Raw genomic sequence first — 15750 nt, 5'->3', positions numbered from 1 at the left:
CGGCCACGCCATGCGGGCACAGGCCGAGACTTTGACGATCCCGGGGTTTCAGGTGACCGCGAAAGCCGCCGCCGGGCGCCGTTGACCGGCGGCGGCCTGCTCGCGGTGCCGGGCCGCCCCGGCGGGACGCTCCCGGCCGGGATCAGCCCTTGAGGGCGGCTTCCAGTTGGTCGAGGGCCCAGTCGAGGTCGTCGCGTCCGATGGTCAGGGGCGGGGCGAGGCGGAGGGTGGTCTCGTGGGTCTCCTTGGCGAGGACGCCGAGGTCCATGAGCCGCTCGCTGACAGGGCGCGCCTTGCCGTGCAGTTCGACGCCCGCCCACAGGCCGCGCCCGCGGACCTCGCGGACGAGGTCGCCCGGCAGCCCGCCGAGCCGCTCGTGCATGTGCGCGCCGAGCGTCCGGGAGCGTTCCTGGTACTCGCCGGTCTTCAGGATCGCGACGACCTCGCGGCCGATCGCGCAGGCGAGCGGGTTGCCGCCGAACGTCGAGCCGTGCTGGCCGGGCTTGAACACGCCGAGGATCTCCGCGTCGGCGACGACGGCGGAGACGGGCATGATGCCGCCGCCCAGGGCCTTGCCGAGGACGTAGATGTCGGGGACGACGCCCTCGTGCTCGCACGCGAAGGTGGTCCCGGTGCGGCCGAGGCCCGACTGGATCTCGTCCGCGATCATGAGGGTGCCGTTGGCGGCGCACAGCTCCCGCACGGAGCGCAGGAACCCGCTCGGCGGGACGTTCACGCCCGCCTCGCCCTGGATCGGCTCGACCAGCACGCCGACCGTGGAGGCGTCCATCGCGGACTTCAGCGCGTCGACGTCCCCGTACGGGACGGTGCGGAAGCCCGGCGTGTAGGGGCCGTAGGAGTCCTTGGCGTCCGGGTCGGTGGAGAAGCTGACGATCGTGGTGGTGCGGCCGTGGAAGTTGCCCTCGAAGGTGATGATGTTCGCCTGGTCGGCGGGGACGCCCTTGACCTCGTATCCCCACTTGCGGGCGGTCTTCAGGGCGGTCTCGACGCCCTCGGCGCCGCTGTTCATCGGCAGGACCATGTCCTTGCCGCACAGTTCGGCGAGCTCGGTGACGAACGGCCCGAAGTTGTCGTGGTCGAACGCCCGGCTCACCAGCGTGACGCGGTCCATCTGCCGCTTGGCGGCCGCGGTGAGGCGCGGGTTGCGGTGCCCGAAGTTGACGGCCGAGTAGGCGGCCAGCATGTCCAGGTAGCGGCGTCCCTCGACGTCGGTCAGCCAGACGCCGTCGGCTTCGGCGACGACGATCGGGAGGGGGTGATAGTTGTGCGCGCTGTGCTCGTCGGACATCGCCCTCAGCTGATCGGTCGGCCTCACGACGCTCCTTCACGGCTCGGCCCGGTCGTCCTTGACCGGGCATAGCTGGGGCACCGGACAGCGGCCCGGTGCCGAGGGGGAGGGCCGGGCGGGTCAGGTGGCCGCCGGTCCGCTTCCCAGCGTATGTTCGGGATCGACCGTCGACCAATGACAAAAACTGACTTAGGGGGTGTTATTTGTTGCGACTTGATGAGCTTGACCGTCGAATCGTTGCGCGGCTCCTGGAGGACGGGCGCGCGTCGTACGCGCAGATCGGTGACAAGGTGGGGCTGTCTGCCCCGGCGGTGAAGAGGCGCGTCGACCGGCTCCGCTCGGACGGCGTCATCAACGGCTTCGCCGCCGTCGTCGACCCGGCCGCGCTCGGCTGGACGACCGAGGCGTTCATCGAGATCTTCTGCACGGGTGCGACGTCCCCGGACGAGATCTACTCAAGCGTGCGCGTCCACCCCGAGGTCGTCGCCGCCTACACGATCAGCGGCGACGCCAGTGCCCTCGTGCACGTGCGGGCCCGCGACATCCAGCACCTGGAGCAGGCCCTCGAACGGCTGCGCCGCGAGGACAACATCACCGCGACGAAGACGTCGATCGTCCTGTCCCGGCTGATCGGCCGCCCCACCGACGCGCCCTCCCACTGATCGTTACCGCCCAGTAGGCTGCCGGGATGGACTTCGCGACCGCTGACCTCATGGACGACTTCGGGGACGAGCTGCGCAGCTGCGAGACGCAGTTCCGGCGCTATGGCGGGCGCGCGTCGTTCGCCGGCCCGGTCTCGACCGTGCGCTGCCACCGCGACAACGGGCTGGTGAAGAAGCTGCTCAACACCCCCGGCGGGGGCCGGGTCCTGGTGGTGGACGGCGGCGGTTCGCTGGCGTCCGCGCTGATGGGCGACATGATCGCGGCAGCGGCGGTGGCGAACGGCTGGGGCGGGGTCGTCATCAACGGCGCCGTCCGCGACGTGGCGGCGCTGCGCGAACTGGACCTCGGCGCGAAGGCCCTCGGCTCGAACCCGCGCAAGAGCGCCAAGGACGGCGCCGGTGAGGTGGACGTGCCGGTGACGTTCGGCGGCGTGGAGTTCCGTCCGGGCGACCGGCTCTACAGCGACGAGGACGGCATCGTCCTCGCGGGGCGCGACCTGCTGGCGTGACGCCGTGCCCGGCGGTGGCCGGGCTCGCCGGTGTGACCAGGGCGCACTGTCCGACATGCCAGGGCAAACAACGCGAGATCGGCTAAGTCGGCCGTAGCCGGGCGCAATCCCCTGCCTTACGTTCTGCGCAACCCACCAGAGGCAGGGGAGACATGCGCGCCAAGAACATGCTGCTGGTGCCCGCGACGGCGATGGGGCTGATCGTGGGACTCGCGGCCGTCCCGGCCGCCGCGCAGCCCGCACCTCCGATCCCTGAACCGACCGCCAACCCGTGGCAGATGCGGCACTGGCCGCAGACGCAGCCGTGGCAGCGCGCCCAGCCGTCGCCCCGCACCTTCGCGGCGGGCGCCCCGCGTCCCATCGACCCGCAGCGCTACGAGCTTCCCGACACGATGACGTGGGACGACTACACGCCGGTGCCGGGAACGTCCTGGGCCGACCCGTCCCGGAAGGGGTCGGTGAAGAACTTCAACGGCGCGATCGTCCTGGTCGACTACCCCAACCAGCCGTTCGAGGTGACGCAGCCGCACAACTCCAGCATCTTCGGCAACCCCGTCGGCGTCAGCGACGTCCCCCGCGCCGAGGTCGCCGCGTTCTACGAGGACTTCCTCAACAAGCCGCAGAAGCTCAATCACGGCCACACCCTCCACGAGTACTGGATGGAGGACTCCGGCGGCCGGTACGGGGTGGACCTCACCGCGTACGGCGCGTACCAGATGCCCTCCAAGGACCACGAGTACGGCGTGGACAGCCGCATGCAGGGCGGGACGGGCTGCCCGGAGGGCGACACCTGCGACCGTGACCTGCGCGCGGACGCCCGCGCCGCGTGGATCGCCGACGTCGGCGAGGAGGAGGCCGCCAAGTACGACTTCGTGTTCTTCCTCAGTGCCGGTCAGGACGAAAGCTCCACGTGGCAGGAGTTCGGGGAGATGAAGTTCGGCACGAAGGAGAACGTGCCGCCGGAGTGGGGTCCCGGTGACCCGAACCTGCCGAACTGGGTGGACACCCGGTACATCGACTGGACGTCCTGGCAGGCCGGGTCCACCATCTGGCCGAACGCCACGTCCGGCAGCTCCACGCAGGCGGAGAGCTCCGGCATGTCGGTCTTCGCCCACGAGTTCAGCCACATCCTGGGCATCGGCGACAACTACAACAACCCGTACGGCGTCCCGCCGCGCCGCGCCTTCAGCGGCCCCTGGGACATGCTCAGCCGCGGCACCTTCAACGGGCCCGGCGGCCCGCACAGCCGGTGGACGATCCCGGCGACGGGCGGCGCGTCCATGGGCGCGCAGCACATGCTCCGCAACAAGATGAAGCTCGGCATCGTCGACCCGGGCAAGGTGCTCCGGCTCGACCGCGAGGCGCTCGCCGCGTCCGGCATGGTCGTCGCCAGGGTGACGGCCCGCGCCACCGAACCGGGCGGGAACGGCCTGGCCGGCATCAACCTGGACCTCGGTGAGGGCGGCGACAAGAGCCCCGCCTGCGACACCTCCACCGACCCCCTCTGCGACGGCGGCGGCTACGACAACTACACCATCGAGGTCGTCGACCGGATGGGCACCGACTCGTTCACCCCCGACTCCGGCGTCCTGCTGGCGAAGACGAAGGACCAGGACCGGGCCCCGTTCATCTGGGTCAAGGACGCCAACCCGCAGGACATCGACAAGGTCGACTTCGTCATGCCGGACGGCACGCCCAGGAAGATGACGATCGGCGACTACCGGCAGCTCTCCGACGCCCTCTACCACGCGGGAACGGACTCCGGCAGCGAGTACGAGTACGTCGACGAGGCCAACCGCCTGCACTTCTACGTCCTCGACCTGCGCCGCGACAGGAAGGGCGTCCTGTCCTACACGGTCGCGATCCGCTCCCTCGACGGCGCCGGGCCGCAGCGCCGCGGCGTGCGGGTCGGCGACGGCCGCGCGAAGCCGGCCGGCGAGGGCTGGATGAAGTGCACGCTGACGCTCCACAACAGGGGCAGGGGAGGCACCGGCCACCACGGCTCCGACGTCTTCCGGCTCAAGGCCGCCGTCTCGGGCGACGGCTGGACGACCTGGCTGCCGAACGAACTGGCCACCGCCGAGGCCGGGGGCCGCACGAGGGCCGAGGTGTGGGCGAAGGCCGGGCCGGGCGCGGACCGCCGCGCGCGCCTGCGGCTGACGGGCACCTCGGAGAGCGACCCGTCGAAGTCCGGCACCGGGACGTGCCGCCTGCGCTGACCCGGAGCGTCCGCGGACGGTCCCCGGCCCGCCGGGGGCCGTCCGCCGACGCCTGCCCGCGGCGGACGGTTCACCTGGGCGACGTAATGGCGAACGAAAACTAAGTTGCCCGTCCCGGGATCCGCCGGCGCCGTTTCGGCCGTCCGGCCTGGGATACGTTGCGGAACGTGATGATCATGCAGCGTACCGTGAACGGTGTCCGCCGCCGGAGGATCGCGCTTCTCGCGGCGGGCGTTCCGCTGGCCGCGCCGGTGGCGGCGCTGCCGGACGTCGTCCACGCGGCGCCCGCGCGGGCGGCGGCGGACCCGGACCTCCGTGACTTCGACCTCCGCCGGGGTTCCGACCGGACCGCGCCGATCCGGGCGCTCGACAAGAGGCTCGGCAGGAGCAGCGTCGACGCGCTGCTCGGCTCGTCCGGCCAGAACAGGCTCCGCCGCGGCTGCGGCAAGGCGGCCGGTGTGCCCGCCCACTCGCTCGTGTACTGCTTCGACAAGACGGACTCCAACACGAGGAAGTGGGTCCCGCAGGGCGTCACGACCGTCTCGGACGCGGTGGACGGCGAACGATGGGCGGGCGGCGGCAGACCCATCCTGGTGTCCTGGCACGACAGCGGCCGCGTCAGGCTCACGTTCGTCAACCCCGGCAAGCGCACCTACCGGCACGTCCTGCTCGTCTATCCGACGATGCGGGGCAAGCGGCCGACGTACACCGACATCGGCATCCACGCGGGCGGCATCGCCTGGTACGGCGACAAGCTGTACGTGGCCGACACCCGCCACGGCGTACGCGAGTTCGACATGCGCCAGATCTACGACCTGGGCAAGAGCAAGGCCGGCTCCACGGGCAGGCCGGGCCGGGTCGGCCTGCACGGCAAGACGTACTACGGGCACGGCTACCGGTACGTGATGCCGCAGACGGGAAGCTGGCACTTCGCCCACGGCAGGACCGGCGGCACATGCCGGGGCTCCGGCCCGCTCCGCATGTCCTGGATCGCCGTCGACCGCACCGCCTGGAACCACGTCCTCATCGCCGGTGAGTGGTGCCGCCGCAAGGGCCCCCAAGGACGCGTGGCCACCTGGCCGCTGCGGGCGCTGTCCGGCAGCCGCACCGTCCACGCCAACTGGGCCGCCCCGCTCCCCGGCGACCGGATCCAGGGCGGCGTCCGGACGAACGGCCAATGGTGGTTCACCCAGGGCCGCGGCAAGAAGCGCGGCCGGCTCCTCATGACCCGCCGCGACTGGTGGGACTGGGACCGCGTCACCTACCGCACCATCTCCCACGGCCCGGAAGACCTGTCCTGCTACCGCGGCCAGCACCGCATCTGGACGGTCGCCGAATACGCCCGCAAACGGGCCCTGTGGAGCTTCCCCGCCGACGCCTGCCGCTGACCGCCCCTCGTGCGCGGGGGTCACGGTGCCGGGCACGGCTCAGGACGGCTCCGGCGGCCGGAACTCGGTGAACCTGCGGAACCGGTCCGTGAAGGTGGGGTCGAATCTGCGGAGGCCGATCATCTGCCCGGCGTCCGCGCAGAGGACGACGACCAGGTCCTCACCGTGTTCCAGCGTCAGCGACCGCAGTTCCTCCGGGAAGAGCCCGCCGGTCGCTTCTCCGGCCTGTGCGTCCTCGGGAGTCCGGCCCATGCGGAGAAGGAGCACTCCGCCACGGCTTTCCCTGAAGAGGTCGGCCATCGTCGTGCCCGGCTCACCGGCGACCCGGCCCAACCAGTCGGCGGTGGCCTCCCGCACACTGCCGTGCGACAAGGCGCCCAGGCCGGCGAGCATCCGCCCGTACAACGTCGCCAGTCTGGCGATCCGTGGCTCGTCCGTCCCTGCGTACACAATGTGACGGGATCGCCACTCGCCCGACGGCCTGGCCGCGATCTCCGAGACGCAGAGCCGCCGGAGCACGTCCATGACGCCCTCGTCCTCCGTGTGAGGGTCGGTCATGAGGAGGTCGGGGAGCAGTTGGTCCGCGTGGTGGTGGTTGGTGCGGATGATGAAGTTCTTGAGGACCGGTCCGGGAGGTTCCGGTGCCGCCGTGAATCGGCGGGGGGTGCCGCCGCCCGCGAGAAGGTAGGCGGTCCGTTCGTCGGGGAAGGGGAGGCTCGCCCGCCCGAGGACGCGCTGGAGCGAGGGCGGCATCCGGCCCGCCGCGATGCGCCAGCCGAGCAGGGGCAGGAAGCGGTCCCAGATGGTGGTGCCCTCGACGGTGGACGAGGACAGCTGGAGCTGGACGCCGAGGGCTCTGCCGCGTTGCGCCAGCGAGAGCAGCCTCTCGGCCACCACTGGTCTGCTGGACGGGAACGTCAGCGACACGTCGGCCACCACGACCAGGCGCGGCAGGTCTCCCGGGGACGGCGCCTCGGCCCGGGAGCGGAGTTCGTCCGACAGGAACTCGGTGAACCGCTGGAGCCTCTGTGGAGATCCGAGCAGTTCGTCGTCCGAATAGCGGACGTGTGGGAGAGCGAGGGGTTCGCGGAAAGGGTGCTCGCCGAGCCCCGCGACGGCGAAGGTGAGGTCCGAGGGTGAGTGGGCGGTGGCGAGGGCAAGGGCGATGACCCGCAGGACGTGCTGGCGTGCGCTGGTGTCTCCCACGATCAGGCCGTGCGGGATTCCGGCCGTTAGATCGAGCGGATACAGGGAGACGGGGTTCCCCTCTGAATCGAGACCGATGGCGGGATTGCGCGGTGTGGATGCCGGAAGCGCCCACGATCCGAGGGATCCGCCGCCGTTCAACTCGAGGACGTCGTCCTGGGGGACGGCCGGAGGCGGGGCCGAGGTTGCAGGGAGGGACGGCGCGTCGGGTGCCGGGGACGGTTCCGCTTCGTCCGGCCATGGGAGTCGGCGCGTTCGCGGCACGCTCTCGCGCATCGCCTCCACGATGGGGTCGCTGACGTCGAGCGATATGTGCGCGGGGCGGAAGGTCGGATGACTGCTCTCGCCATAGACCTGGAGCGACGCGGAGCCCGTTCCACCGGGGATTTCTATCTGCCAGGCCACGAGGTCGGTGAGGAAGGCCACCTCTTCCGGTGAGCAGAAGACGAACCGGATCCCCTGGGCCGGGCGCTCTTCGCAGAGGGCCATGAACCGTTCGATCAGGTCGGGGCGGGCCTCCAGGAGCGGGCCCGTGTTGTCGACGATCACGATCAGGGCGGGCAGCGGATCGAGTGGCCGTCCCTCGGCGATGGCCGCCTGATAGTCGTCCCACCTCGGGGTCCCGGCCTCTCGGAGGACGGCTTCGCGGCGCCTGCGTTCGGTTTCGAGGACGTCCGGAAGCCGGCTGATCACCGGTGACTCCGCCGATGTGGTGTGGACGGCGGTCGCGACATGGGGGAGGTTCCCCAGGCCGACGAAGGACGCACCCCCGGAGAAGTCGGCGAACGCGAAGGTGACGACGTTCGGGGAGTGCCTGATGGCGAGGCCGAACACGATCGTCCGCAGTAGCGCGTCGCGGTCGCGTCGCGGGCCGGTGATCATGCCGTGCGGCCCGAACCGGCCGCTGCGCAGGATGTCGAGCCACACGGTGTCCGCGTTCTCGTCCACGCCGATGGGAGTGGGGTGAGGCGGGCGATCCCAGTCCTCGCCGATCAGTTCGTCGACCGGGGCGTCCTGGATGTCCAGCAGTTCCGGGGCCGCGGGGGGCGCCGGCGGGGTCGCGGCGAGGTGGGAGCGGGTTTCGGGGGTGACGACGGCGAAGTGGTCGGTGTCGGCGGTGAGGGTGACCGGGCCGCCCTCGGCGGGCACGAGGGCGCGGAAGATCTCGGCGGACGTGCCGGCGCGGCGTTCGATCTCGGCGGAGACGGCTTCGAGGACGTGCCGGGTGTGCAGCGCCTCGGGTCGCGGGAGGGTGTCGAGGAGGGCGTCGCGGGCGCCGGGGACGAACTCGTAGCGCGCGCCCCCGGCGGGACGCAGGAGGCCGCTCAGCAGCACTTCGGCGAGCTGCCCGGGGCCTGAGCCGCCGAGGATCCGGTGCTGGATGAGGCGCATCACGGGCAGGGACGGGACGGACACGGCGACGTGGGCGGCGAGTTCGGCGGCGTCGGGGGAGGCCGTGGCGAGGAACCGGCTGACGCGTTCGGCGATCGGCAGTTCGCGTTCGCGGTGCAGCGGGGCCGGCCCGGAGGGGCGGGACGGCAGGCTCGTGATGGCGGCCGGTTGCGGGTCCGAGCCGGCGACCAGCCGGGCCCATGCGCCGAACCAGCGGGGCGCCACCTCCAGGACAGGGACGGGCACGCCGGGCGCCGCGCCGCCGTCGTACGGGGTGAAGCGCAGGTCGCTGTTCGGGGCGCCGGGGCGGGGCAGGGCGGCGAAGCCAGGCGAGGCCGGTGCGGCGGTGCGGCGCCAGAGGCGCTCGGCGAGGGGCTGGAGGATCGCGGCCGGCCCGGACCGCGCCCAGCGGCGGACGGCCTGGCCGGCGCGTCCGTCCCACCAGTGCGGGCCGGAGCAGTCGCTGAGGATGAGCACGGCCTGGCGGCCGGACCCGTCCAGGAGCGTGCCGGGGTCTTGGAGTGGGGCGTCCGGGGTGGAGGTGATGCCCCCCGTGGTGCCGAGGTAGCTGACGTGGACGTTCTGGAAGGCGCCCTGGCGCAGGAGCGTCTCCGCCAGCTCGCGGGCGAGGGGACGCCAGAGCCGCATGGTCGGGCCGGTGTCGACGACCAGGCTGAGGCTGAGCCAGCGTTCGGGGGACGGCACGAGGACGGGCGTCCACATGCGGGTGTCGGCGATGCGGGCGGCGGTGGCCTCCTCGTCCAGTTCGGCGCGGTGCCTGGACGGGACGCGGCGCTTCAGCGGCCGCAGCGCCCGCTGCACGCCGAGAGGGTCGGCCAGCATCGGCGCCGTGGGCACGAGGACCTCTTCGGCTTCGCCGGCGGGCTCGTCCCCGGCGGCGGGGCGGGGATGCAGTGCGGTGACCGGTTCGGGTGGAAGCGGCGGCGGGGGCGGAGGCGTCCGGGCGGGCGGAACCGCCAGGCCGGGGCTGTTCGCGGGTTCTTCGGAGATCTGCGGAGGCGGAACCGGCGGGTCGGGAGGCGCGTCCTGCCCGGGAGGAGAGATGTGGCAGGCGAGCCACAGCATCTCGCTCAGTTCCCGGGCGTCCGGCGGCGGCCCGGCCGCCTCCAGGACGTCCCGGAACCGGTCAATCGTCATCGATGGGTCCGGTCAGGTACGGCATGATGCGGTCGGCGAGGGCCCGGCGGTCCTCGGTGTCGGCGTGGCGGCACAGGTAGACGGCGTTGAGGAGCTGGTCGGTGGCGAGGGTGCCGGCCGTGGAGCGTTCGAGGAAGCGGCGGACGAGGTCGTCGCTCTGGTCGGCGAGCGGCCCCAGGTGCTCGCGGACGATCGCGGACAGTTCGGCGTCCCCCGAGGGCTGCCGCAGCTCGACGGTGACGCAGCGCCGCAGGAACGCGGGCGGGAACTCGCGTTCGCCGTTGCTGGTCATCACGACCAGGGGGAACGCGTGGCAGCGGACGGTCCCGGCGGTGACGGTGACGCGGGCGCCGGGCCGGTCGAGCGGAGCTCGTCCTTTGGATGGCGGTGGGTGGGGGCTGGATGGCGGTGGGTGGGGGCTGGAGGACGGTCCGTCGGCGGTCATGACATCGGCGGACGGGTCGGCGCGGCGGCTCAGCTCCGGGATCTCGTACTCGCCCTTCTCGAAGATGGTGAGAAGGTCGTTGGGCAGATCGATGTCGCTCTTGTCGATCTCGTCCACGAGCAGGACGCGGGGACGGCTGTAGGGGAGCAGCGCGGTCCCCAGGGGGCCGAGCCGGATGTAGCGGCCGATGTCGTCGTCCCTCGGAGCGTCGTCCCGCCCGGCGGCGTAGAGGCGGGTCAGCGGGTCGTACTGGTAGAGGCCGTCGCGCAGGGTCGTCCGGCTGGTGATGGGCCAGTGCAGGACGGGTCCGAGCCCCAGTTCATGGGCCACCGCATAGGCCAAGGTGGATTTCCCGGTGCCCGGCGGCCCCGTCACCAGCAAGGGACGACGCAGATACAAGGCGGCGTTGACCTGCTGCACGGCATCGTCCGACGGACGGTACGTGGTCGCCTGGTGCGCGTTGCCTGAACCGCCGTCCGGGACGGGCCGCACGGGCTCGCCGTCGAACGCGCGCCAGGGCGGCGGGGGCGGGAGCCTGTCGATGCCGTCGTGCGGGAGTCGGCTCCCTGTGTAGAGCAGCCAGTCGGGCACCTATACCTCCATGGCGAGCGGGGGGTCGGGCAGCCGGGACGGATCGTCCCACAGCAGCGTCAGGTCACGTCCGCAGTGCGGCGTGTTCTTGGGGGCGACGAGCGCCTCCTTGCGGAGGGCGAGCGCGACCTGCGGAAGCTCACCCGGATGCCTGTCGCCGACGGCGGCGGTCAGCTCGTCGAGGACGCGGTGCCCGCGGCAGTCGCCGTGGGCGGGGGCGTCGCACGGGGTCCGCGTCCACAGCATGACGGGGATGCCGTTGTTGAGCGCGGCCGTCAGCCAGCTCTTCACCGGACGCGACCCGTAGACGAGCACGCAGAAGTCGACGTGGGCCTCCAGCCAGTCCTGGAAGTCGCTGCCCTTGCGCGGCGCGTCGCAGGCGATCGGGCGCGGGTCGCTGCGTCCGCGCTCGTTCAGCAGCCGCCACCGGTGGTGGGCCTGGTCGCGGCGGATCGAGTCGGGACGGAGCCGCTCCACGTCCCGGACGACCACCGGGTACCGGCGCATCGGGATCTTGTTGCGGGGGTCGACGTACCACTGCTCGAACGGCTTGCCGAGCCAGCTCTCCGGCACCGCGAACTCGATCATCCAGTCGCGGCCGAACAGCGCGGGCGCCAGCCCGGCCACGCCCGCCTCCACCACCGCCCGGACCCGCCGCTCGGTGACGCGCTCGGTCTTCTGCGACGGCCCTTCGGCACCGTCGATCCAGGTGTGCACGGTGACGTCGAAGGCGTTGTCGAACGTCACCCGCTCCAGCCGGACGATCACCGACGCGGGCCCGGTACGCGGTGCGGCGGCGGGGGCGGCGCCCGGCAGGTGCCGCGCGGACCAGGCCGCGAGCAGCCGCCGCCGAGGCTCGGGCAGATGCCGTCCGAGCGCCGCGAGGTACCCGGCGAGCCGCTCCTCCGGCCAGCCCTCCGCGACGTACCGGACCGAACCCCACGCGGACCCGAACCCGCCGAGTGCCGCCCGCCCGACGACGCGTTCCAGATCGGCGGCGAGCGGATCGGTGAAACGCACCCCGTCCAGGAGTTCCCGCAGGTCGCGCCGCGCCGCCGGGGTCGTCCACCGCAGCGGCAGCAGATCGTCCAGCTCCTCCCAGTACGTCCGGATGTGGGAGATGGGGAGCATCCAGCCGAGGTCCGCGCGGTCACCGTGCCGGAGTTCGGCGTTCGTCACCATGCCGATGACCTCGCCCGTGGCCGCGTCGTACACGGCCGACCCGCTGTAGCCCTCCTCCAGCCAGTCGCCCGGCGCCGTCTTCAGCTCCCACCATTCGCGCCGCATCCCGCGATGCGGGGACGTCGTCACGGCCGCGTGCCGCTCGTTCCGGTCGGGACGCCGGGGGAACCCGGTGACGCTGAACGTCCGTCCTCCCAGCGTGCGTTCGCGCAGGCTCCCCGGATCGGCGAGCGGAGCCGCGCCGTACGGGACGGGCTCATGCAGTTCGAGCACCGCGACATCGCCGATGTCACCCGCCCGCCGCCAGTCGCCGCACCGGACGACCGTGGCGGGCAGATCCTCCAGCAGCCCGGGGAACCCGACCCGCGCCTCCGCAAGCCCGTGGACGGTGTGCGCGCACGTCAGCAGCCGCGTCTCGGTGACGAGGAACGCGGCTCCGAGCTTGCCGCCCGCCGGGTGGCCGACCCAGGCGCGCCACTGCCAGTCGTCCACGATGCGGCTACGCCCCCTCCGGTTCCTCCGGCGGCGCCGCCAGTGGCCGCCCCCAGGTCATCTTGACCTTGAGATGCCCCTCGACGGAGGTCTTCGCGATGACGGCCCCGGCCGCCGCGTTGAGCTTCACGCCGAACTCCAGCTCGACCGCGTCGGGGTCGAGGGCGCCGCCGCGCAGCGCCGCGAGCGCCGACTCCGCCGCGTCCCGGACGCTCTGGAACGCGTCCTCGAACCGGCCCGCCGCGTCATGCATCATGTCGCCCGCGCGGGACACCGACTGGAACCCCGGTTCCCGGTCGTCGGTCTCCACGACCACGGTCCCGTTCTCGGTCCGCCAGCGCACCAGTTCGTTCAAGGCCGCCCCCTTCGCCACGAAAACCTATCAAGATCATGCGTTTCGGGATGCTTTGCTGGAGACCACACGGCCACAGGAGGACACCGTGATCACAGTCGAGCAGGTGCGGGCGCTCACGCGGACGCTTCCGCGCACGTCCGAGCACCTGATCAGGGACCAGGTGAAGTTCCGCGTCGGCTCCATCGTCTACGTCGCATTCTCGCAGGACGAGACCGTGATGGGCTTCGCGTTCCCCAAAGAGGAACGCGCCGCACTGATCGAGTCGGAGCCCGCGAAGTTCCACCTCCCGCGCGAATCCGACATGCGTTTCAACTGGGTCCACGCCTGGACGGCGGCGCTCGACGAGCCCGAGATGCGCGAACTGGTGCTGGAGGCGTGGCGCATGGTCGTCCCGAAGAAGGTCGCCGCCGCACGCCTCGGCACACCGTGACGGGCGAGACCCCGGCAGGACGCGTCAGTGCGGCGGCGGCATCGGATGGACGGCGTTGCCGGCACTGCAGCCGCCCTCACCGGGCGTCCGCTGGATCCGCGGCGGTGACCACACACTCGTGCGTCCGGGAGCGACACGGGCGAGGACGCAGTCGAGCGCGTCCGACAGGTACGGCTTGACCGACAACACCACCCCTACGACGTCGCCGTCCGTCGTGAACTCGCGGCGTACGGCCGGGTCGAGCCGCAGGGACGCGACCGCCGCGCGGACCTTCCCCTCGTCCGCCCTTCCCCCGGCCGGAACGCGGGGCAGCGCCTTCTCCAGCCGCTCGGCGGGGATGTCCGGCGTCCGCGGCCACGGCTCGAAGGTGAGCGGCTCGCCCGCCGGGCACCGCACGCCGCGCGGCTCGTCCTCGTGCCATTCGGCGCCCGCCGCGAACCGCAACTCGAAGCAGCGCTTCACGGTGACGGGCCCGTGGGCGTCCGGCCACTGCGCCGCCGCGGTGCCGGAGACCCGGACGACCACGCGCACCCCGTCCCCCTCGCCGGTCGTTGCGCCGGCCACCCGCATGACCTCGACGCCCCGGAGGTCCGCCGCACGGTGCGCCACGTCCTGCGCGGGCCGGACCCGGGAGCTGTAGAGCCTTTCGGAGATCTTCACGGCGGCTTTCCGCGCGTCATCGGCGGCCCGGTCCTCGGCCGTCCCGGCACCCGGAACCCCGCCGCAGCCGGCGGCCAGCAGGGCGGAGACCAGAACGATCGCGAGTCGGCGCATACGTCCATGATCGAGACGAACCGGGCACGGCGGCATCCGCGTTCCTACTCATCTTGATCAGAGGACGAACTCAGGCCCGGCTGGGCTGCGCCTCGGGCTCTCTCTCATCCGGCGTTCCCTCGCCGGCCCCTCGGGACGGGTCGGCCGGGACGCGGCGGCGGCCCCACGCCAGCGCCGCGGCGAAGCACGCGAACGGCATGGCGGGCAGCATGTAGCGGTAGTCGAAGTCCACCGTGACCGGCGGAACGGCGAGCAGTGTCACCCCGGAAACCCAGAACAGGGCGGTCCGCGCGCGCGCCCGCCGCCACACGATCCCCGCCGCACCGACCAGCAGGACGATCCCGAGCACCGTACCGGGCACACGGGCACGCTCCTGGTAGCCGCGCATCACCCCGGCGTACGGCTCCACGATGTGGAGGCGTCCCGTGCCGTGCGAGTACTCGTGCACGACCGACCGCCGGTCGGCGCCGCCGAGCACGGGCAGCCCCGGTTTCCGCGCGGTGGGCCGTGTCGGGAAGTGGTACCTGGCCTCGGTGCCGACCGTCGGATACCGGCTCCGGTTCCACGAGAACGTCCGGACGAAGAAGTCGTACGACACGACCTCCAGATAGTCGCCCGGCTGGTTCCGGATCGCCCACAGCGCGAACCGCTGAGCATCCTGGTTGGTCTTCTCGTCGAACGCCTCACCGTTGGACCACCCGACCGGCGAGTTCTCCTTCCAGATCTGGTGGGACGAGGCGGGCCGGTCGCCCTTCTCGCCGTACGGGCACAGCCGCGCCAGATCCGGGGGCGGCGTGAACGCGTCGCAGTCCGCGAACGCCGCCGTGCGGCCCCACAGGAAGATGCCGTCCGTGCCGGTCATCGCGAACCGGCCGTGCTCCTGCTGGAACCACATCGCATACGCGCCGGCCGGCAGCGCGAACGTCGCGGCGAGCGCCACATACGCAGGCCATCTCGTCCGCCGGACCAGCAGGTACAGCACCACGATCAGGAACAGCGGCGCCCCCACCGTCCGCGTGACGGCCGCGAGCCCCAGCAGCGCCCCCACCAGCGCCGCCCGCCGCCACCCCGTCGCGCCCGGCTTCGCCAGCGCCAGCATCGCCCCGAACACCAGGACGGTGAACAGGGTGTCCGACAGCAGCAGATGCTCAAGCTCGATCTGGAAGGAGTCGAGCAGGACCGGCGTGACCGCCAGCGCCGCCCACGTCCGCCGCACCTCGAAGTCGCGGACGAGCATCCGGTAGCCGACCACCGCCACCCCGACGATCGCCGCGTGATGCAGCGCCGTCACCAGCGCCAGGCTGTGGAACGGCTTCAACGTCCACAGGAAGATCCCGTATCCGGACGGGCGCAGCGGATGCGGGAAAGGGTCGTTCGCGATCGCCAGGAAGTCGTAGCTGTCGTTGAACCACAGCGTCCCCCGGAACCCCAGCATCACGATCACCCGGAGCACGACACCCGCGAGCAGAACCACCGAGAACAACCAGTGGCCCCTGAGCACCGTCACGGCGGCCCCGACCCTCGGAAGACGGTCGGCGAACGGGGAGAGCAACACGGGAACCTAACTGTGGACCTGCGGGCGAACGGCGATGGATGTCGGCCGCTTCACGCCGGGGCGGGGATCCTGGCTACATCACT

General features: G+C 72.0%; 12 protein-coding genes. 5 read left to right on the top strand and 7 right to left on the bottom strand.

Annotation, left to right across the window (positions count from 1 at the left end; genetic code table 11):
- Positions 1–142 precede the first annotated feature (142 nt).
- A complete protein-coding gene (rocD, locus tag ACGFK0_RS30405) occupies positions 143–1309 on the bottom strand; it encodes an ornithine--oxo-acid transaminase (RefSeq protein WP_392911070.1) in 1167 nt (388 codons plus the stop codon).
- Positions 1310–1515: 206 nt separating this feature from the next.
- Here rocD and ACGFK0_RS30400 point away from each other — a divergent pair, with 206 nt between their 5' ends.
- The 4 genes from ACGFK0_RS30400 (at position 1516) to ACGFK0_RS30385 (ending at position 6087) form a co-directional block, all read left to right on the top strand.
- A complete protein-coding gene (locus ACGFK0_RS30400; protein ID WP_392911068.1) occupies positions 1516–1971 on the top strand; it encodes an Lrp/AsnC family transcriptional regulator in 456 nt (151 codons plus the stop codon).
- A gap of 26 nt (positions 1972–1997) precedes the next feature.
- Positions 1998–2480: a ribonuclease E activity regulator RraA gene (gene rraA / locus ACGFK0_RS30395; RefSeq protein WP_392910995.1), complete on the top strand. Its 483-nt coding sequence runs from the start codon at positions 1998–2000 to the stop codon at positions 2478–2480.
- Positions 2481–2632: 152 nt separating this feature from the next.
- Positions 2633–4699, top strand: coding sequence for a M6 family metalloprotease domain-containing protein (locus ACGFK0_RS30390; RefSeq protein ID WP_392910993.1), 2067 nt, complete (start codon positions 2633–2635; stop codon positions 4697–4699).
- Between the two features lie 176 nt (positions 4700–4875).
- Entirely contained in the window at positions 4876–6087 is a 1212-nt protein-coding gene (locus tag ACGFK0_RS30385) for a hypothetical protein (RefSeq protein ID WP_392910991.1), read from the top strand.
- A gap of 39 nt (positions 6088–6126) precedes the next feature.
- Here the strand turns inward: ACGFK0_RS30385 and ACGFK0_RS30380 are convergent, their stop codons facing one another.
- The 4 genes from ACGFK0_RS30380 to ACGFK0_RS30365 are packed head-to-tail and all read right to left on the bottom strand — an operon-like array spanning position 6127 to position 12908.
- Positions 6127–9843: an SAV_2336 N-terminal domain-related protein gene (locus ACGFK0_RS30380; RefSeq protein WP_392910989.1), complete on the bottom strand. Its 3717-nt coding sequence runs from the start codon at positions 9841–9843 to the stop codon at positions 6127–6129.
- Complete coding sequence (locus ACGFK0_RS30375; RefSeq protein ID WP_392910987.1) at positions 9833–10879, bottom strand: AAA family ATPase; 1047 nt, start codon at positions 10877–10879, stop codon at positions 9833–9835. Before ACGFK0_RS30375 ends, ACGFK0_RS30380 begins: the two co-directional genes overlap by 11 nt.
- Complete coding sequence (locus ACGFK0_RS30370) at positions 10880–12553, bottom strand: trypsin-like peptidase domain-containing protein (RefSeq protein ID WP_392910985.1); 1674 nt, start codon at positions 12551–12553, stop codon at positions 10880–10882.
- A 7-nt stretch (positions 12554–12560) separates the two neighbouring features.
- A complete protein-coding gene (locus ACGFK0_RS30365; protein ID WP_392910983.1) occupies positions 12561–12908 on the bottom strand; it encodes a CU044_2847 family protein in 348 nt (115 codons plus the stop codon).
- 85 nt (positions 12909–12993) lie between these two features.
- Between ACGFK0_RS30365 and ACGFK0_RS30360 the strand changes: the two genes are divergently transcribed.
- Entirely contained in the window at positions 12994–13338 is a 345-nt protein-coding gene (locus ACGFK0_RS30360; protein ID WP_392910981.1) for an MmcQ/YjbR family DNA-binding protein, read from the top strand.
- 24 nt (positions 13339–13362) lie between these two features.
- Here the strand turns inward: ACGFK0_RS30360 and ACGFK0_RS30355 are convergent, their stop codons facing one another.
- Together ACGFK0_RS30355 and ACGFK0_RS30350 are read right to left on the bottom strand one after the other, a co-directional pair.
- Complete coding sequence (locus ACGFK0_RS30355) at positions 13363–14112, bottom strand: hypothetical protein (RefSeq protein WP_392910979.1); 750 nt, start codon at positions 14110–14112, stop codon at positions 13363–13365.
- A 70-nt stretch (positions 14113–14182) separates the two neighbouring features.
- On the bottom strand, positions 14183–15619 hold the full coding sequence (locus tag ACGFK0_RS30350) for a hypothetical protein (protein ID WP_392910977.1): 1437 nt from the start codon (positions 15617–15619) through the stop codon (positions 14183–14185).
- Between the last annotated feature and the right edge of the window lie 131 nt (positions 15620–15750).

The organism is Spirillospora sp. NPDC048823, assembly GCF_043198445.1.
In the GTDB taxonomy this organism is placed as follows: Bacteria; Actinomycetota; Actinomycetes; order Streptosporangiales; family Streptosporangiaceae; genus Spirillospora.
This window is presented reverse-complemented; position numbering and strand designations above follow the sequence as displayed.